Below are 18,505 nucleotides of genomic sequence, written 5' to 3'. Positions count from 1 at the left end.
CAATAATGGCCGAAACGGGTACTAATTCAGGACGAAAAAATGTGATTTCGGGACTAAATAAAAACCTATTAATCCTCCATTTTACCGTTTTTATTTGGGGATTTACCGGAATTTTGGGCCAGGCGATCACCATTTCGGCCGTAAATTTGGTTTGGTATCGGGTGCTAATTGCAACCTTAACGTTGTTTTTATACTTCAAATTCAACAAAACCGCGTTCAAAATTGAGGCGAAAACGGTGCGGAAATTGGCGTTAACGGGCGCTTTAGTGGGCGGTCACTGGATTCTTTTTTTCGCTTCTATCAAGCTTTCTACCATCCCTGTGGCCTTAGTATGCCTCTCATCTATCACCCTTTTTACCGCCATTTTTGAGCCACTGATCAACAAAACACGTATCTCTAAAATGGAAATCGTAGCCGGAATTTTAATAATTATCGGCATCATTCTGATCTTCAAATTCGAATCTAAATACACTAAGGGCATCATATCCGGGCTTGTAAGCGCTATACTGGCCAGCCTCTTCTCCATCATCAACAGCCGCTTTGTAAAGAAACTGGACGCCTCTGTGATTGCATTTTACGAGCTGAGCGGCGCGCTGTTATGGATCACTATTTACCTATTTGCTTCCGGGGGGCTGGTAGAATTTGCAATACCCAACCTGTCGGATATTGGTTACCTGGTTATCCTAGGCACCGTATGTACAGCCCTTGCGTACGTTGCAGGCGTATCTGTAATGCGCGAGATCTCGGCTTTTAAAGTAGCGCTTGTTACCAACCTTGAGCCGGTGTATGGCATCATTATGTCGTTCCTTTTCTTTGGCGATATGAATAAAATGTCAATTGGTTTTTGGGTTGGGTCTGTTATTATTTTGTCTACCGTTTTCCTGTTTCCTGTTGCCCAAAAGCAGGTGGCAAAGCGCCGTAGCCGTTAATCTTTACATCCTTTTTTAATTTAGATCATGTCCCCTTTATGCCTCAACTCCGCGGGGTAGGGGCAAAGTACGCCTCCATTTATAAGGCATTTTAAGCCATTTTAAGCCATTTTTATTTTTAGAGGTACAATTTCACACCACAAACTTTTTGGGCTAAATGGTGCCATTTTCAGAAATCAATTAGTGTATTGAATTTAATATCCACTTTTACTTGTAAAAAGCCCTAAAAACGGTTTTAATTTCATAATAAAGATTGAATATACATTACATTAATATTAAATAAATATCTTATAATCAATACAATATAAAATTTATCTACATTAAAAATTGACATATATTAAGTTTAAAAAAAATACAAATACTAATAATTATAGTAATTTATAATATAAGCACTATATAAATCATTTAACTTATTGTAAATGATACGCTTAAACAAGGTTAAATAACGTTAAAATTCGCCTTGCTTAAACAGTAAGTGATTCGGAAGATAGTGTACCAAACTGGAAAAGTGAGATTTTAAATAAATTGGGACAGATACCAAACGCGTATACAGATTTGTATTTTGAGCTAAAAATCGGGATCAAAATTCAACGCCCGTTCAATCGATATAAGGCGATTATCGTGCCATTAAAATTGAGCTGTAATTTATTGCAGGGCGAAATTGAAAAGCCATTTGCCGGGTCGCGATTTTAAAAATAGATCTTGAGGTGTCTTGACCCGCCCGGTTTTATTCCGGTCAGAATTTCCCTTCAGGTTTTAGATTATCAAAATCCGGTATTTTAAAAATAGGTTTTAAAATCGCATCTTGTAGAAACTTAAAACCGGGGAAGAAACGATGAGCATTAAAAATATTATCGCGCTTGTAATTGTGGTGTTACTAACCATCATCATCATGCAAAATACCGACGAGGTGAAATTCACACTTTTGTTTAGTACGGGCTACATGTCGAAGTTGCCGGTGATGACAGCGATTGCGGTGGCGGCGTTTATATTAGGCATACTTGTTGGCCGCCCAAAAAACAAGAAGTACAACATCAGCGAGCACTATGATGAACTGCACGCCGATGAGGATAAAAATACACTAAGTGACGAAGACCGAGATTATATCAGCAAAGATTAGATGTGAGGTATGGAACGTAAGGTTTGAGATAGATTCACATTCCATGCCTTATCACACATTTTCAAATACCTGGTAGTGCTCCTTCATGTCATCAAGGTTTGGCGCTGTCTCAAAAATGCCAAAAACGGATGCGCCGCTTCCGCTCATACTCGCGTATACGGCGCCATGCTCATACAGTTCTGCTTTTACGCCACGTATAACGGGATGATCGCGGAAGATATGGCCTTCAAAATCATTCTTAATATGCCCTCTCCATGCCGTAAGGGGCATTTTTATCTGGTCGTATAACGAGTCGCGCACGGCAGCAGGTTTTACGCCCCTGTACGCTTCTGCGGTAGATACTTGCTCATCAGGCATCACCAATACTATTTTATAAGCTGATAGGTCAAGGTTGATGGGTTCAAACTCATCTCCCTTCTCAAACGCGAAAACCGGCCTGTTCCTGATAAAGAAGGCACAGTCGGCGCCAAGCGCACGGGCGTGATCTTCCATCTTGTCGTCACCCAGCTCAAGCCCAAATTTATCGTTCATCAGTTTAATGAAAAATCCGGCGTCGGCAGATCCGCCTCCAAGCCCCGCGCCTATCGGAATATTCTTCTTCAGGAAAATCTTCACGGGCGGTATATCGTGATCTTGTCTCAGTAGATGATAACCCTTGATGCAAAGGTTGTCTTCCATCCTGCCGGGGATGTCCAAACCGTCAGATTCAAAACTCAGTTTATCGGCCTCCACCACCTCCAGCACATCGTTAATTTTGACGGGGTAAAAAACCGTTTCCAGATCATGGTAACCATCGGGGCGACGGGCAATAATATTAAGGCCGATATTTATTTTGGCGTTGGGAAATGCTATCATCAAAAATTCAATTAACACCGCATGTATTTATACACATCAGTAGGATACCAAAAATAGATTATTTTTATTTGTAGTGATTTATAAAAGTGAATAGTGGGTGGTTGATTGGGAAAATGGCTATTCTCTTTACCAACTACTCACCATTTAACCACTCACCAATAAACTAACAAATGAAACAGTACCTCGACCTGATGCAGCATGTGATGGATAACGGAGCGCAAAAGCATGACCGTACCGGTACAGGCACATTAAGCGTGTTTGGTTACCAGATGCGTTTTAACCTACAGGATGGCTTCCCGATGGTAACCACCAAGAAACTGCACCTGAAATCTATCATCCACGAGCTGATCTGGTTTTTAACCGGCGATACCAATATACAATACCTGAAAGATAACGGCGTACGCATTTGGGACGATTGGGCCGACGAGAACGGCAACCTTGGTCCGGTATACGGTTACCAATGGCGCAGCTGGCCTAAGCCCGATGGCGGCCACATAGATCAGATAACACAGGTTGTAAACCAGATCAAAAACAACCCGGACTCGCGCCGTATGATGGTATCCGCATGGAACGTGGCTGATGTAAACCAGATGGCGCTGCCACCCTGCCATAGTTTGTTCCAGTTTTACGTGCAACCTGCTGATGCTTCAAAAGGAGAAACCCGAGGTAAATTATCCTGTCAGCTATATCAGCGTAGTGCCGATATATTTTTAGGGGTACCCTTCAACATTGCATCCTACGCCCTGCTTACTATGATGGTGGCCCAGGTGTGTGATCTTGACTACGGAGACTTTATCCACACCTTTGGCGACGCTCATATTTACAACAACCACCTGGAGCAAGCTACGCTGCAATTAAGCCGCGACCCAAGGCCACTGCCAACTATGAAAATAAATCCCGATGTAAAAAACATCTTCGATTTTAAGTTTGAAGATTTTACATTGGAAAACTATGCCCCGCATCCGCATATTAAAGGGGTGGTTGCGGTTTAACAATATTTATATGTTTGCAATACAAACACGGAAAGAAATACATGATCTGATAAATGAACTACCTGACAAACATTTATTAGAAGTTTTACAATACATAAAACAGATTATAAATGATGCTACCATTGCTAAGCATATAGAAAACATCATTGAGGAAATAAAGAACTTTTTACAATACTTGCCCAATGACAATAAGTATCATAGTAGCCATAGCCCAAAATTACGCCATTGGTAAAAACAACCAGTTGCTTTGGCATATGCCGAAGGACCTTAAACATTTTAAGGAAATCACATCCGGCCGCACCATTATTATGGGGCGCAAAACTTACGAGTCGGTAGGCAAGCCCCTGCCAAACCGTCGCAATATTGTGGTCACAAGACAGGATATTGAAATCCCCGGCTGTGAAGTGGTAAAATCTATAGACGAAGGACTGTCGCTTTGCGCGCACGATGATGAAGTGTTTATTGGCGGCGGGGCCGAGATATATCGCCAGGCTATGGATAAAACCGACCGTATTTACCTCACAATAATCCACAAAGATTTTGAGGCCGATACCTTTTTCCCCGAAATTGATTACGTGAAATGGGACGAAACCAGCCGGGAATATAACGAGCCGGATGAGAAAAACTCGCTTCCTTATTCATTTATTACACTAAACCGCCATTAACAAAAACTTAGAATACTTTGTTTCAATTAAAAATTTCAGGCTTGTGAAATTTTATTAGATTTGCCATCTTATTTAAAAAGCTAATAAACTAATTAATTACATATTTAATTCGCGATGCAAGGTAAAGGGGTTATTAAATTTTTCGCCATTCTGCTGGCTGTGGTATGCTTATACCAGCTTTCATTTACATGGGTGGCCCACAAAGTTGAGAATGATGCCAAAGCATATTCTAAAGGCAATCTTGAAAAGGAAAGGTCTTATCTCGATTCTGTTTCATCATTACCGGTTTATCCGGTGTTTGGCCATACTTACCAATATTGCGTAGACAGGGAGCTTGCCCTGGGCCTCGACTTAAAAGGAGGTATGAACGTTACGATGCAAATTTCGTTACGCGAGCTGGTAACTAAGTTATCAAACAATAACGCAGATGTTGCCTTTAAGCAGGCTTTAACAAACGCGCAACAACTTAGCGTAACCGAGCAAAAGGATTATATAACCCTTTTTGTTAACGAGTATGAAAAATTGGCACCAAACAGCAAACTTGCCGCCATATTTGCAAACAGCAACAATCAGGATAAGTTAAAATTCAATTCATCAAACAGCGAAGTTGAAACTTACCTGAAAGACCAGGCATCGGTAGCGGTTCAACAATCATATACGGTATTACATACCCGTATAGATCAGTTTGGTGTTACACAACCAAACATCCAGCTACAAAAAAGCACCAACCGGATTTTAATTGAACTACCAGGTGTTAAAGAGCCGGAGCGTGTTCGTAAATTATTATCGGGTTCGGCTAAATTGGAGTTTTATCAAACTTTTGATAATACCGAGGTTTACGGTTTATTAAACAACATTAACGGTTTATTGGCTGCAAAAGCTAAAACTGCTGCTCCTATAAAAGATACCACTAAAGCAGACACTGCTAAAGTGAAACTTGCAGCTACTGCTAAAAATTCTGCCGCATCCCTGTTAAGCAAATTAAAAAATGCAACAGCGGGTAAAGATTCTGCAGGCCTAAACAAAACACAAATTGCTGCACAGAACCCGTTATTCGCGGTAATGTCGCCGGTTACTTACCAGGACAAAAGCGGCCAGCAGCAATTAAACCCGGGCCCTATCGTAGGTTACTCGGCAGTTAAAGACACCGCTAAGGTTAACAACTATTTACACAGCGCAGATATCAAATCTGTTATACCGCAAAACATGAAATTCCTTTGGGGTGTAAAACCTATCAAAAAAACAAAGGTATTTGAATTATATGCAATTAAACTTGCGGGTGCCGAAAATGGACCGGTATTACAAGGTGACGTAATTAACGATGCCCGTGCCGATATTGACCAGCAAAAAGGTGGCTTTGAGGTTACCATGTACATGAACTCTCAGGGTGCACAAAAATGGAAAACCGTTACTGCAGAGGCATCAGCTTCAGCACAAAAAAGAGCTATCGCTATCGTGTTAGACGATAACGTTTACTCTGCCCCTAACGTTCAAAACGAAATTTCTGGTGGTGTATCATCAATATCTGGCGGTAACTTCACACAAGAAGATACAAAAGATTTAGCCAACGTATTAAAAGCAGGCCGTTTACCGGCACCTGCCCGTATCATTGGCGAAGAAGTTGTAGGCCCATCATTAGGTGCGGAGGCTATCAGCGCAGGTTTATTATCATGTATTCTTGGTTTAGTAGTTATCCTTATCTTTATGGTAGCCTACTACAAACGCGCAGGTACTGTAGCGGTAATAGCGGTATTGATCAACGTATTTTTCCTGCTGGGTGTATTGGTTAGTATCCGTGCGGTGTTAACACTGCCTGGTATCGCCGGTATCATCCTGATATTGGGTGTTGCGGTTGACGCGAACGTATTGGTATACGAGCGTGTGCGCGAAGAGCTTGGCTTAGGCAAGTCTATCCGTATAGCTGTTGCCGATGGTTTTAAACACGCTTTACCATCTATCCTTGATGCCAACATCAGTACCTTCTTAACAGGTGTTATCTTGTTCTTATTTGGTAGCGGCCCTATACAAGGTTTCGCAACTACATTGATGATCGGTATCATAACAACGTTGTTCTGTTCATTATTGATCTCGAGGTTGATATTTGAGTTTATGTTAGATAAAGGTTGGGACATTACCTTCTCTCGCCCTTGGAGCTCTCATACCTTCAAAAATGCTAACTACGCGTTTGTTAAAAATCGCTTCAAATTTTACATCTTCTCTGGTATATTTATTGTAGCTGGTCTGATATCAATGGCGACACGTGGTTTTAACTACGGCGTTGATTTTGGTGGTGGCCACACTTACATTATTAAGTTTGCCCATCCGGTTACTACCGAGCAGATCCACGAGTCTATTGACGGTGTTATTGGCCATGGTGCTGAGGTAAAAACATACGGTACTGGTAACAAGATGAGTATCAATACTAACTACCTGATCAATGACACTTCACCAAATGCCGATGATAAAGTAGAGGAAGCACTTATAAAAGCTTTAGCTGCAAACCCGGATACTAAAATTGAGAAGAGCCAAATCTTAAGCCACCAGAAAGTGGAGGCTACTATAGCAAATGAGGTTAAAGCTTCTGCTAAGTGGACTATCATTTTGGCTATCATCGTTATCTCTGCCTACATTTTGATCAGGTTCCGTAAATGGCAGTTTAGCCTTGGTGCAATGGTTGCTACCGTGCACGATTCATTGCTGGTACTATCATTCTTCTCGTTATTTAAGGATATCCTTCCGTTCTCTTTAGATATCGACCAGGCGTTTATCGCTGCATTGCTTACCGTAATTGGTTACTCAATTAACGATACCGTGGTAGTATTTGACCGTATCCGCGAGTTCTTGCTACACGAGAAAAATACCGACCCGAAAGAGGTTATTAATCACGCTATTAACAATACCTTAAGCCGTACCATTATTACTGCATTTACAGTAATCCTGATATTAGTGATATTGTTCATCTTTGGTGGCGATGTTATCAAAGGCTTCTCATTCGCGTTGTTAATTGGTGTTATTTTTGGTACTTATTCGTCTATCTGTGTTGCCACACCGGTTATCATCGATTTTGGAAAGAAAGACCTGAAATAATCATTTCAATATAATTTTCAAGGCTCCAAAGAACATTTGGGGCCTTTTTTGTTTTACTACTAATAGTATGCCAGCCCCCTCTAAATCTCCCCCAAAAAAGGAGACTTTAAAAATTATTAGTTCTCCTATCCGGTGAGGGTTTGGGTGGGGCTGGCTAAACAAAACATTTGCTCATGAACCTAACTGATAAATCAAAATTCCCAACGGTAGTTATAATAGGCGGCGGCTTCGGCGGCATACAGGTAGCCAAACAACTTGCAGATAAGCCTGTAGAAGTTATCCTGATAGATAAGCACAACTACCACACCTTTCAGCCCCTGTTATACCAAGTAGCTACGGGTAGTTTAGAGTCCGAATCTATCGCTTTCTCGCTCCGAAAGAATTTTGAGGGACAAAAGAACTTGCGTTTCCGCCATACCGAGGTGAGCAAAATAGATGCCGAACGCAATGTTATCATGACCAGTATAGGTGAGATTGCCTATGATTACTTGGTTGTAGCCACAGGCTCAACCACCAACTTCTTCGGTAATAAAGAGATAGAGCATTACGCGATGCCTATGAAATCTATCCCCGAGGCATTAAACCTGCGCTACATGGTGCTACAAAACCTGGAGGAGGCTATTTTAAAACCCTCTAAGGAAGAACGCGCGCCTTTCTTGTCATTTGTATTAGTTGGCGCCGGCCCTACCGGTGTAGAGCTTGCAGGCGCATTAGCAGAGTTACGTAACCACGTGCTGAATAAGGATTACCCCGAACTGATGAAAGAGGAAATGAAAGTTTACCTCGTAGATTTTCTCCCGAAGGTATTAGGCTCATTCTCTGACGAAGGCTCAAAAGCTGCCGAGGATTTTCTGCACAAAATGGGCGTTGAGATATTGCTGAATGTTAAAGTAGAAAGTTTTGACGGTAAAGAAATAAAATTTGAGGGCGGTAAAAGCATCCTTACCAAAAATGTGATCTGGTCAGCAGGTGTGTTGGGCGTTGTGCCCGAGGGCGTATCTAAAGATGCCATTGAAAAAGGCAACCTTATAAAAACCGATACAATTTGCCGCGTTGCCGGCAGCACCAACATATTTGCTATTGGCGATGTGGCGGCTATGATTACTGAAGAAACCCCTAAAGGGCATCCCGGTGTGGCACAGGTTGCCATCCAAATGGGTGAAACTACAGGTAAAAATATTTATCGCTTAATAAAAGGCGAACCAACCGTTCCGTTCAAGTATAACGACAAAGGCTCATTGGCAACTATCGGCCGTAATAAAGCCATTGCCGATCTGGGCAAACTAAAATTTCAGGGATTTTTTGCCTGGCTGATATGGATGTTTGTGCACTTAATATCACTTATGGGTGGCCGTAACCGCGTTATTGTATTCATTAACTGGGTTGCCAGCTACGTTACCTATAATGGTGGCAGTAGGCTGATAATAAGTAACTTTAAACGCGAAGAACTTGTACAAAAAGACGAGCAGGTATCAAAACCAGACTAACCAATGGCCGAACATTTTAAGATAACAGAATGCCCCCGCGATGCCATGCAGGGCCTGCACGACTTTGTACCTACTGACGTAAAAGCCGCGTATATTAACCTGCTTTTAAAGGTAGGTTTTGATACGATTGATTTCGGCAGCTTTGTATCGCCAAAAACCATACCGCAACTGCGCGATACAGCGGGGGTTTTAAGCAAGCTCGACCTGGATAACACCAAATCGAAACTTTTAGCCATCATCGCCAATTACCGCGGCGCTGAGGATGCGGTTGTTCATCCGGAGATCCATTACCTGGGTTATCCCTTTTCAATTTCAGAAACATTTCAGCTTCGCAATACCAACACTACTATAGAACAGGCGTTTGACAATGTGAAGCACATTAACGAGTTGTGCGGCGCTAATAATAAAAGACTGTTAATTTATCTGTCCATGGGTTTTGGTAACCCTTACGGGGACGAGTGGAATACCGAAATAGTGCAACACTGGGCGCAAAAGTTGATAGATGAAGGGATTGGTTACATCGCTTTATCTGATACTATTGGTGCATCTACCCCTGAGCAAATCATCAGCCTTTACCCTACACTCACCAACTTATCAGAAATTACGGAGTTTGGTGTACACTTGCATTCCACGCCCGATACCTGGCAGGAAAAGATCGCCGCCGCCTATGAAGCCGGTTGTAAAAAGTTTGACGTAGCGTTAAAAGGATATGGTGGCTGCCCAATGGCCGCAGATGACCTTACAGGCAATATCGCTACCGAAAACCTCATAGCTTACCTCCTGCACCAAAACCTCGACCCGGGGCTTGATCTTGACAAATTAAGCGAAGCTATGGATTACTCGGGGAAAGTGTTTGGATAAGTTAAAAACGGCCATTACGAGGCAAAAAATAATCTTACTTATATAAGAGCCGTTCTCATAAGTAATTATTATTTTATCGATATAAATAGTTAGCTATTGTGTTCTTTATAACTCTGTACCTAAATTGCTCTGGCATGTTATGAGAATAGCATTCTAAAAGAGTTCTATTACCCTCAATAACTGTGTTTTTCTACTTATTGATTCACTTAACGCGTTTAATCCTTTGTTTCCATAAATAACTACGTAATAAGGTTTACTGGCTGTTGCCCTCAACCAAGTCATTTTAGTTTAAAAGAAAAAAGCTCCTGTGAAAATAATCATCAACAAAAACTCAGCATATACCAACGTATTTTGTTTTACTCTCTTAAAAAGAATTCTGTCAATTTGATAGATTAGTATAGCGAAAATTATCAGGCAAAGTAAAATCCCTGATGCCAATTCTCCCGACCCACTCCTAAGAAAATATATCCTAATAAAACACCACCCACAGTTATTATCAACAGCGCAACAACAGAAAATGGTGTTGCGCTCTTAAAAATATTAAGGATTGTATGCTTCATTTATCAATTATTTCTTTTTCACCATCTTATAATGCATCATACCCGCCTCTTCAAACTCAGGCCCTACTTTTTCAAAGCCGAAGCGTTCGTAAAGGCCTACCGCTGGTGTTTGTGAATTTAGATAAACATAATTGTCATCCGTAGGAAGATCTGCCAAAACGGCTTTTACAAGCGCCTGCCCTACGCCAAAACCACGGAATTTTGAAAGCACAGCAAAACGTTCCAACTTATAGCCATCGGCAGTTTTGCGCCAGCGCGATGCCCCGGCAGGTTCACCATCAACGGTAACTAAAAAATGGTGAGATTCTTCTTCATTCGCCCGTTCAAGGTCAGCAGGGCAGTTTTGGCCTATAACAAATACCTCGTTCCGTATAGCAAAAGCCGTCTCCAGGTCGGCGGGATTATTTACCGGCTTTACTTCTATTTTTGATGGCATGCTGGTAATGTGGTTTTGACCGGTAACCGGATAGTTTAGATTCGTGGTTCTCTTCTGCCGCATCTATTGAGTGCGTACAGGTAATATCATCCTCTTTCTCGGCCAAGTCAGATAATTGCACATAGAATTTATGCAGCTGATCTAGTTCTTTTTCGGTCAGGTCTTCAATAACAACCATCCGGTTACTGGCACCCTGGTGCGATGCAAGCAACTCGTTCAACTTAAGGTGGATAGCTTTTGAATCTTTATTCTGCGTTTTTTGGATCAAAAACACCATTAAAAAGGTAATAATAGTTGTACCTGTATTGATAATAAGCTGCCAGGTATCCGAATAGTTAAATATCGGCCCGGTTAACAACCATACTAAAATGGTACAGATAGCTATGATAAATGCTGCCGAACTACCAGTTGCTGCTGTTGCCCAGTTGGCAAACCTTTCAAATAAATTTTTTTTACTCTTAGCCATTTTTTTTAAAATTTAAATAACAACTAAAAAAAGCGCCAATGTTGTAACATCGGCGCTTTTTTTAATCCTAATAGTTTTGTAACAGTTACAGTTTGCTGTTAACGTCTATACAGTTAAGATCGCCAAAAGCTTCGGTAAGCCTTTTTACAAAGGTTTCTTCTGCTTTACGCAACCAAACACGTGGGTCGTAATATTTTTTGTTTGGAGAATCTTCTCCATCAGGGCTGCCAATTTGTGTTTGCAAATAGCCCTCTTTAGCCTGGTAGTAATCTCTTATACCTTCCCAAAATGCAAACTGCATATCGGTATCGATGTTCATTTTAATAGCACCGTAAGATATCGCCTCGCGAATTTCTTCCTGGCTTGAACCAGAACCACCGTGGAATACAAAGTTGATCGGTTTCTCGGCAGTTAGGTTATGTTTCTCTTTCAAAAACTCTTGTGAGTTGTGTAAGATAACCGGCTGTAATTTAACATTCCCCGGTTTGTAAACACCATGCACGTTACCAAAAGCAGCAGCAATGGTAAAACGATGGCTAACTTTAGAAAGTTCTTCGTAAGCGTAAGCAACCTCTTCTGGTTGGGTATATAAACGTGAGCTATCAACGTCAGAGTTATCAACGCCGTCTTCTTCGCCACCGGTAACGCCAAGCTCGATCTCTACAGTCATGCCCATTTTGGCCATGCGCTCAAGGTATTTAGCAGATATTTCAATATTTTCTTCGATAGTCTCTTCAGAAAGGTCTAACATGTGCGATGAGAACAACGGTTTGCCGGTTTCAGCAAAAAATTTCTCGCCATGCTCTAATAAACCGTCTATCCACGGCAATAATTTTTTAGCGGCGTGGTCGGTGTGCAAAATAACCGCAACACCGTAATGCTCGGCTAATAAATGCACGTGCTTAGCAGCAGATACACCACCTAATATGCAGGCCTGTAATTTTGAATTATCTAATGATTTACCAGCGTAAAACTGGGCACCACCGTTTGATAACTGGATAATAACAGGTGAGTTAACAGCCGCAGCTGTTTCCATTACCGCGTTAATAGTGTTTGTGCCGATAACGTTAACGGCAGGTAAAGCAAACTGATGTTTTTTAGCTGCTTCAAATAATTCCTGCACTTGGTCACCATGCAGAACACCTTTAATATTTTTTAAATCCATGAGCGTATGTTTGGGGCTCGAAGTTATAAAAATTATGGGTTTTACCTATATCATTATTAAAGTTTTAGCCAATTACGCTTAGCTAAATGCCAATAAATGTGCATTAAAGCTGCTTAAGGCTTTATATTGGGTGTTATTTTTACACTTAGCTACCCTGCAGAAACACTTGCAACAACTTTAACTTCTGTTAACATTTACAAACTTGTTGTGATATTTTTTGTTTCTTTGCAGTACTTGAAAGACTTAGAAATAGACATGGCGTGGTTTAAGCGAGAAATTAAAGGGATAATTACGACTACTGAGGAGAAGAAAGAAGCCCCTGACGGCATCTGGAACAAATGCCCCAACTGTAAAAAACCTTTACACTACTCTGAACAGGTTGAAAACCAATACGTTTGCCACTACTGTGGTTTCCATTTACGCATTGGTTCAAAAGAATACTTTTCTGTTTTGTTTGATGATAACCAGTTTACCGAACTGTTTTCCAACCTGCATTCAGGCGATCCATTAGAATTTACCGATACCAAAAAATATACCGACAGGTTAAAAGAAACTAAAACCAAAACAGGTTTAACCGATGCTATCCGCGCCGCTCATGGTAAAATGAACGGACAGGAATTGGTTATTGCCTGTATGGATTTTAACTTTATAGGCGGTTCGATGGGATCTGTAGTGGGCGAAAAAATAGCACGTTCTATAGATTATAGTATCACTAACAAAGTACCTTTCATGATGATCTCCAAATCGGGCGGTGCACGTATGATGGAGGCTGCATTCTCGTTAATGCAAATGGCTAAAACATCTGCTAAACTTGCTTTATTAAGCCAGGCAAAAGTTCCTTACATATCTTTATTGACTGACCCTACCACAGGCGGTGTAACCGCATCATACGCGATGCTGGGCGACATTAACATTGCCGAGCCGGGCGCGCTGATAGGTTTTGCAGGCCCGAGAGTTATTAAAGAAACTATCAAAAAAGACCTTCCAAAAGGCTTCCAAACCGCTGAGTTTGTAAAGGAGCACGGTTTCCTTGATTTTATAGTCGACCGTAGGGAGATGAAAGAAAAACTGGCATCATTTCTTAAAATGCTTGCGCCAGTTGTTAAGAAAGAAGAAAAGTCTGAGCAACAGGCTCAATAACAAAATACAATCCGCAAAAAAGGCCATTCGTTAGTTTTACGTATGGCCTTTTGTTGAATAAGATGTTGTTAAAAAGACGAACTTTCAGTTGTGATATAAACCAATCCTACTAATAAAACAAGGTAGATAATGATGCTGGCAGCAAATAGTAAGGTATAATACAAAATTGCACTCATAATACTATCCCGAATTTTATGAGAAAGCCAGTAAACTAATAATGCGATGATAAAGATAAATGGCAAATGAAAAAACATTTCGAAATTCATTCCGCAATTTTATGAAAATCCTGTAAAGCAAAAGGCCATTCGCTAGTTTTGCGAATGGCCTTTTCTATTTCACTTTGTGATCCTGAGCGATAGCGAAGGATCTGTAATGAACTATGCAAATCGCAACCATGCATAGCGGAGAATAGATACTTTATATACGTTCGGCATCACAAAGGACTATATCCCCTCAGTACCCGGCTCGTGGCCTAACATACGGCCTGTGGTGCGGCCTTGGTTACGGCTGGTAAAATTTGTTTTAGTTGCTGCCCCTGTGGCCGGAAACTCGTGACTATCCGGCGGGGTTACATCATTTTGTTCGCTATATGATGTATCAGCACCATCCTGCTGTTGTTCCTGCTCGTTTTGCTGGCGGTATCCTGTGCCTTCGTTGTCTGATTGGCTTTCTTCAGGTGTTTCGTTTGGGTTGTGGCTCGGAGTATATTCCGGGTTTTTTTCGTTGCTTTCCATGTTTTTAGTTTTTAATTATTAACTAATAAACTATCAAAAACAAGGCCATTTTTTTTCAAATTTAGAAATTACTTGCATATTATGCGCTAACCATGCAAAGCTCTTTAAGCTTAGCTACCACGTAATCAACTTCATCTTTAGTGTTATATTTAGAAAATGAGAACCTAATCGATGGCCTATTAGGATTAGCGCCTATTGCCGTTAACACATGTGAGCCAATATCCGTACCCGAGCTGCAGGCACTGCCGCCAGATGCCGAGATACCTGCAATATCCAGATTAAATAACAGCATATCTGCCATTTCCATCTCCGGGAAAGAAGCGTTTAATACGGTATATAAACTTTTAGCAGGATCAGTTTCGCCATTAAACTCTACACCCGGAACGTTTTGCTCCAGTTGGGCTTTCATATAACTTTTTAAGCCCTGAATATACGCCTGGTGGGCATCCATATCAACATAAGCCATTTCAAGCGCTTTGGCGAGGCCTGCAATTCCATAAACATTTTCGGTACCGCCACGCATATTGCGCTCCTGCGATCCGCCATATATCATCGGGCTAATTTTAACTTTATGGTTGATGTGTAAAAAGCCAACTCCTTTTGGGCCGTGTAGCTTATGAGCCGCACAAACCATAAAGTGCAATTTAAGCTTTTTAAGGTCGTGCTTGTAATGGCCTAACGTTTGTACCGTGTCGCTATGATACATGGCGTTGTAAGCCTCGCAGATCTCCCCTACGCGTTGGATATCTGTTAAGGTACCCAACTCGTTATTGGCATGCATCAGGGAAACAAAACTGCGGTCGTTGGTTTTTAATAAAGTTTCCAGGTGCTCATAATCAACGTTACCCCTACAGTCAACATCGGCATAACTTAATTTGATAACACCTGCTTTTTCCATTGCCTGTAGCGTATGCACTACCGCATGGTGCTCCAGTTTAGTAGTGATGGCATGCGTTAGTTTATGATCAACAATACCACAACGGATGGCCATGTTATCGGCCTCGGTACCACCGCTGGTAAAAAATATCTCGGCAGGCGATGTATGCAGCAAGCCGGCAATGGTTTTGCGTGAACGCTCTATTAAAGTGCGTACCTCTCGCCCATGTGAATGAATGGACGAAGGGTTGCCAAATTGGCCTTCCATCGCCTTGTACATTTCCTTTAAAACTTCCGGATCAATAGCGGTAGTAGCGGCGTTGTCGAAATAAACTCGCATCGTTTCTTTTAATTATTACAGGCAGTAAAAATAACAGTTAACCAGCAGGATTCCCAACCCTAAAGGTTTATCTGTTATTCGTTTAAATTCAAAATTTCTTTTATATCAGTGATGATCTTGTTAGCCAAACTCTCTGCAACAGCTTCCGAATTTGCTTCAGAATAAATGCGGATAATAGGCTCAGTGTTTGACCTGCGCAGGTGCACCCATTGCTTGTCAAACTCTATTTTTAAACCATCGATGGTAGAGTGCGGCTGTTTTTGGTATTTCTCTTCTACCTTTAACAACAACGCGTCGATATCCATCTCCGGTGTTAACGTGATCTTATTTTTAGAGATAAAGTAGCTTGGGTATGATGCCCTTAAAACCGATACCGGTTTGCCGTAATTAGCCAAATGTGTTAAAAACAAAGCTATACCCACCAAAGCATCACGGCCATAGTGCAGTTCGGGGTAAATTACTCCGCCGTTACCTTCACCACCGATTATGGCATTAACTTCTTTCATTTTGTTAACCACGTTCACCTCACCTACCGCGGCAGCATGGTATTCGCCACCGGCACTTTCGGTAACATCACGCAGGGCACGGGTTGATGAAAGGTTTGATACCGTGTTACCTTTTGTATTTTTCAACACGTAATCGGCAACGGCAACTAATGTATACTCTTCGCCAAACATGCTTCCATCTTCGCAAACAAAGCAAAGGCGGTCAACGTCCGGGTCAACAGCTATACCCAAATCGGATTTGGTTTTTAAAACCTCTTGGGACAAGGCTACCAGGTTTTCAGGCAGAGGCTCCGGATTGTGCGGGAAGTTGCCATCAGGCTCGCAATAAAGCTCATGGATAACCTCTACACCAAGTGCTTTTAACAAGGCCGGTACAAAAATACCACCTGTAGAGTTAACGCAATCAATAGCTACTTTAAAATTTGCTTTTTTGATCGCGGCAACATCTACCAAAGGTAAGGCCAGCACTTTGTCGATATGTTTTTGCAGATAGCTGTCGTCGTTGGTAACAGTACCCAAATCATTCACGTCTGCATATATAAAATCACTGTTCTCAGCAATTTCTAAAACTTCTTTACCATCAATATCATTGATGAACTCACCTTTTTCGTTCAATAATTTAAGGGCGTTCCATTGTTTTGGGTTATGGCTTGCAGTGAGGATGATACCACCCGCAGCCTTTTCATCCGGCACGGCAACTTCAACAGTTGGTGTGGTTGACAAGCCTAAGTCTATCACATCAATACCCAAACCTTGCAGCGTGCCTATCACCAGGTTGTTTACCATACTGCCGGATAGGCGGGCATCGCGGCCCAAAACTATCTTTTTAATACCCGTGCGTTTTACCGCCCAACTACCGTATGCAGATACAAATTTTACAATATCCAAAGGGGTTAAACCGTCGCCGGCTGCACCACCTATGGTACCCCTGATGCCCGAAATTGATTTTATGAGTGTCAAAATATATAGATGATTAGCCGCAAAAATAAGAATATTTAAGGTATGGCATTGAAAAAAAAGCAATAGTTTGCACATCAATTTATTGGCTATATTTACCACGGTTCAAAACACTAAGTATATCACCACCATAACCCGATGCCCGATTTCCTGCTAAACTTTGACCGGCATTTATTCTACTTTATCAATCACGACCTTTCAAACTCGATTTTTGACGGTTTGATGCCGCTGATGCGCAACCCCAAATTCTGGATCCCGCTGTACCTGTTCATCATTATTTTTAGCATCTGGCGATACAAGAAACAGGGCATTATACTGGTAGTATTTTTAGCTATTGCCGTTGGCTTTGCTGACTTTACCAGCGCCAGTATCATTAAACCCTACGTTCACCGCCTTCGCCCCTGCCGCGACCCGGCGACTGTACAAACCGACATTAACCGCGTAGCCTGCGGCCCGGGCTATAGCTTCCCATCCACACACGCTACAGATCATTTTGCCATAGCCGCATTTTTAAGCTTTATATTTTTTAAACGGTGGAAATGGGTACTGCCAGCAATGGTTTTATGGGCAGCTATCATTTGCTTTGCACAGGTTTATGTGGGTGTACATTACCCAGTTGATGTTATCGGCGGGGCTATTTATGGCAGTTTGGCAGGAGTGCTGTTTGCGTTTGTGTTTAGAAAGGTAGTTCCGGGGTTTCAGGCGTAGAAATCGTTCAAAACTATAAATATCATGGTGAACACCTCGAACCATTTGTGGCTCGCATAAGTCTCCGACAAACTCAGACTGACAAGGATTCGCAAACAAAAAGGCGCCTACTAAGCGCCTGGTATATTTTCCTGATTCTAAAAACCCTGACTCTCTTAAATTATCCCCTCATCTTATCCAGCAGATCGCTCAATTGTCCTGCTTCTTCTTCGCTGAGATTTTGTTTAAACAGGTCTTTGATTTTAAAGCTGGCATCCGTTTTTTTAAGGATCTCTAAACCTTCGCCGCTAATGCGGATATCCACGGCGCGGCGGTCGCGGGAGTTTGTACAGCGCGATACCAGGCCTTTTTGAACCAGGCGGTCTACTATACGCGATGCATCCGACATCTTGTCTATCATCCTATCCTTTAACAAATTTACGGTGGCAGGTTTTGGGTACTGGCCACGTAGTATGCGCAGGATATTAAATTGTTGTTGGGTAAGTTTATAACGCTCAAATTCCGGGCGCATGTAGTTGTTGATCCAACCGTACGTATAATTAATGTTAATTACCGCTTTGTGGTAATTATCCTCAAAATTCGTGCTTTTTATATCTTCCTCTATTCCCATAATTTAACTAT

Annotated in this window: 17 protein-coding genes; 9 read left to right on the top strand and 8 right to left on the bottom strand. The window is 41.7% G+C overall.

Translation table 11 applies throughout. From position 1 onward, the window contains the following. The first annotated feature begins 5 nt into the window (after positions 1-5). The gene (locus NAF17_RS02535; protein WP_252756408.1) at positions 6-929 is read left to right on the top strand and encodes a DMT family transporter; all 924 of its coding nucleotides are present in this window, start codon (positions 6-8) and stop codon (positions 927-929) included. 835 nt (positions 930-1,764) lie between these two features. Further along, the gene (locus NAF17_RS02530; protein WP_252756407.1) at positions 1,765-2,049 is read left to right on the top strand and encodes a hypothetical protein; all 285 of its coding nucleotides are present in this window, start codon (positions 1,765-1,767) and stop codon (positions 2,047-2,049) included. Between the two features lie 51 nt (positions 2,050-2,100). On the opposite strand, the gene ispE is transcribed toward NAF17_RS02530, so the two are convergent. Next, positions 2,101-2,904: a 4-(cytidine 5'-diphospho)-2-C-methyl-D-erythritol kinase gene (gene ispE, locus NAF17_RS02525; RefSeq protein ID WP_252756406.1), complete on the bottom strand. Its 804-nt coding sequence runs from the start codon at positions 2,902-2,904 to the stop codon at positions 2,101-2,103. 170 nt (positions 2,905-3,074) lie between these two features. On the opposite strand from ispE, the gene NAF17_RS02520 reads away from it, so the two are divergent. From NAF17_RS02520 to NAF17_RS02500, 5 genes are all read left to right on the top strand, one after another. After that, a complete protein-coding gene (locus tag NAF17_RS02520; RefSeq protein WP_252756405.1) occupies positions 3,075-3,896 on the top strand; it encodes a thymidylate synthase in 822 nt (273 codons plus the stop codon). 182 nt (positions 3,897-4,078) lie between these two features. After that, a complete protein-coding gene (locus tag NAF17_RS02515) occupies positions 4,079-4,561 on the top strand; it encodes a dihydrofolate reductase (protein ID WP_252756404.1) in 483 nt (160 codons plus the stop codon). A 114-nt stretch (positions 4,562-4,675) separates the two neighbouring features. Then, positions 4,676-7,648, top strand: coding sequence for a protein translocase subunit SecDF (gene secDF, locus NAF17_RS02510; protein WP_252756403.1), 2,973 nt, complete (start codon positions 4,676-4,678; stop codon positions 7,646-7,648). Positions 7,649-7,821: 173 nt separating this feature from the next. Next, positions 7,822-9,135 (top strand): NAD(P)/FAD-dependent oxidoreductase, encoded by a 1,314-nt coding sequence (locus tag NAF17_RS02505; protein ID WP_252756402.1) that lies wholly within the window; start codon positions 7,822-7,824, stop codon positions 9,133-9,135. A 3-nt stretch (positions 9,136-9,138) separates the two neighbouring features. Beyond that, positions 9,139-9,996 (top strand): hydroxymethylglutaryl-CoA lyase, encoded by an 858-nt coding sequence (locus NAF17_RS02500; protein ID WP_252756401.1) that lies wholly within the window; start codon positions 9,139-9,141, stop codon positions 9,994-9,996. Positions 9,997-10,563: 567 nt separating this feature from the next. On the opposite strand, the gene NAF17_RS02495 is transcribed toward NAF17_RS02500, so the two are convergent. The 3 genes from NAF17_RS02495 to fbaA form a co-directional block, all read right to left on the bottom strand. Beyond that, the gene (locus NAF17_RS02495) at positions 10,564-10,992 is read right to left on the bottom strand and encodes a GNAT family N-acetyltransferase (RefSeq protein WP_252756400.1); all 429 of its coding nucleotides are present in this window, start codon (positions 10,990-10,992) and stop codon (positions 10,564-10,566) included. After that, positions 10,958-11,458: a low affinity iron permease family protein gene (locus NAF17_RS02490; protein WP_252756399.1), complete on the bottom strand. Its 501-nt coding sequence runs from the start codon at positions 11,456-11,458 to the stop codon at positions 10,958-10,960. The genes NAF17_RS02495 and NAF17_RS02490 overlap by 35 nt, the downstream gene beginning before the upstream one ends. An 85-nt stretch (positions 11,459-11,543) precedes the next feature. After that, positions 11,544-12,623 (bottom strand): class II fructose-bisphosphate aldolase, encoded by a 1,080-nt coding sequence (gene fbaA / locus NAF17_RS02485; protein WP_252756398.1) that lies wholly within the window; start codon positions 12,621-12,623, stop codon positions 11,544-11,546. Between the two features lie 255 nt (positions 12,624-12,878). Here fbaA and accD point away from each other — a divergent pair, with 255 nt between their 5' ends. After that, on the top strand, positions 12,879-13,763 hold the full coding sequence (gene accD / locus NAF17_RS02480) for an acetyl-CoA carboxylase, carboxyltransferase subunit beta (RefSeq protein WP_252757469.1): 885 nt from the start codon (positions 12,879-12,881) through the stop codon (positions 13,761-13,763). A 443-nt stretch (positions 13,764-14,206) separates the two neighbouring features. Here accD and NAF17_RS02475 read toward each other — a convergent pair whose 3' ends face one another. From NAF17_RS02475 to glmM, 3 genes are all read right to left on the bottom strand, one after another. Continuing rightward, positions 14,207-14,497 (bottom strand): hypothetical protein, encoded by a 291-nt coding sequence (locus tag NAF17_RS02475; protein ID WP_252756397.1) that lies wholly within the window; start codon positions 14,495-14,497, stop codon positions 14,207-14,209. 79 nt (positions 14,498-14,576) lie between these two features. Beyond that, a complete protein-coding gene (locus tag NAF17_RS02470; RefSeq protein ID WP_252756396.1) occupies positions 14,577-15,713 on the bottom strand; it encodes a cysteine desulfurase family protein in 1,137 nt (378 codons plus the stop codon). A 74-nt stretch (positions 15,714-15,787) separates the two neighbouring features. Beyond that, the gene (gene glmM / locus NAF17_RS02465; protein WP_252756395.1) at positions 15,788-17,179 is read right to left on the bottom strand and encodes a phosphoglucosamine mutase; all 1,392 of its coding nucleotides are present in this window, start codon (positions 17,177-17,179) and stop codon (positions 15,788-15,790) included. Between the two features lie 135 nt (positions 17,180-17,314). Here glmM and NAF17_RS02460 point away from each other — a divergent pair, with 135 nt between their 5' ends. After that, a complete protein-coding gene (locus NAF17_RS02460; protein ID WP_252756394.1) occupies positions 17,315-17,884 on the top strand; it encodes a phosphatase PAP2 family protein in 570 nt (189 codons plus the stop codon). Between the two features lie 160 nt (positions 17,885-18,044). Here the strand turns inward: NAF17_RS02460 and NAF17_RS02455 are convergent, their stop codons facing one another. After that, positions 18,045-18,494 carry a MarR family winged helix-turn-helix transcriptional regulator gene (locus NAF17_RS02455; RefSeq protein ID WP_252756393.1) on the bottom strand — a complete coding sequence of 150 codons (450 nt, stop codon included), beginning with the start codon at positions 18,492-18,494 and terminating at the stop codon, positions 18,045-18,047. Positions 18,495-18,505: the final 11 nt, after the last annotated feature.

Origin of the sequence: Mucilaginibacter aurantiaciroseus, assembly GCF_024055595.1 — a bacterium.
GTDB lineage: Bacteria > Bacteroidota > Bacteroidia > Sphingobacteriales > Sphingobacteriaceae > Mucilaginibacter > Mucilaginibacter aurantiaciroseus.
Note: the sequence above shows the minus strand (reverse complement) of the source record. Positions and strands in the feature narration are given on the sequence as shown.

Bases quoted from the DNA above. Each gene is read 5' to 3' on its own strand.
- NAF17_RS02520 (WP_252756405.1), top strand. From the start codon at position 3,075: ATGAAACAGTACCTCGACCTGATGCAGCATGTGATGGATAACGGAGCG.
- NAF17_RS02535 (WP_252756408.1), top strand. From the start codon at position 6: ATGGCCGAAACGGGTACTAATTCAGGACGAAAAAATGTGATTTCGGGA.
- NAF17_RS02500 (WP_252756401.1), top strand. From the start codon at position 9,139: ATGGCCGAACATTTTAAGATAACAGAATGCCCCCGCGATGCCATGCAG.
- accD (WP_252757469.1), top strand. From the start codon at position 12,879: ATGGCGTGGTTTAAGCGAGAAATTAAAGGGATAATTACGACTACTGAG.
- NAF17_RS02515 (WP_252756404.1), top strand. From the start codon at position 4,079: ATGACAATAAGTATCATAGTAGCCATAGCCCAAAATTACGCCATTGGT.
- NAF17_RS02530 (WP_252756407.1), top strand. From the start codon at position 1,765: ATGAGCATTAAAAATATTATCGCGCTTGTAATTGTGGTGTTACTAACC.
- NAF17_RS02475 (WP_252756397.1), bottom strand. From the start codon at position 14,497: ATGGAAAGCAACGAAAAAAACCCGGAATATACTCCGAGCCACAACCCA.
- NAF17_RS02455 (WP_252756393.1), bottom strand. From the start codon at position 18,494: ATGGGAATAGAGGAAGATATAAAAAGCACGAATTTTGAGGATAATTAC.
- secDF (WP_252756403.1), top strand. From the start codon at position 4,676: ATGCAAGGTAAAGGGGTTATTAAATTTTTCGCCATTCTGCTGGCTGTG.
- ispE (WP_252756406.1), bottom strand. From the start codon at position 2,904: ATGATAGCATTTCCCAACGCCAAAATAAATATCGGCCTTAATATTATT.
- NAF17_RS02470 (WP_252756396.1), bottom strand. From the start codon at position 15,713: ATGCGAGTTTATTTCGACAACGCCGCTACTACCGCTATTGATCCGGAA.
- NAF17_RS02505 (WP_252756402.1), top strand. From the start codon at position 7,822: ATGAACCTAACTGATAAATCAAAATTCCCAACGGTAGTTATAATAGGC.
- NAF17_RS02460 (WP_252756394.1), top strand. From the start codon at position 17,315: ATGCCCGATTTCCTGCTAAACTTTGACCGGCATTTATTCTACTTTATC.
- NAF17_RS02490 (WP_252756399.1), bottom strand. From the start codon at position 11,458: ATGGCTAAGAGTAAAAAAAATTTATTTGAAAGGTTTGCCAACTGGGCA.
- fbaA (WP_252756398.1), bottom strand. From the start codon at position 12,623: ATGGATTTAAAAAATATTAAAGGTGTTCTGCATGGTGACCAAGTGCAG.
- NAF17_RS02495 (WP_252756400.1), bottom strand. From the start codon at position 10,992: ATGCCATCAAAAATAGAAGTAAAGCCGGTAAATAATCCCGCCGACCTG.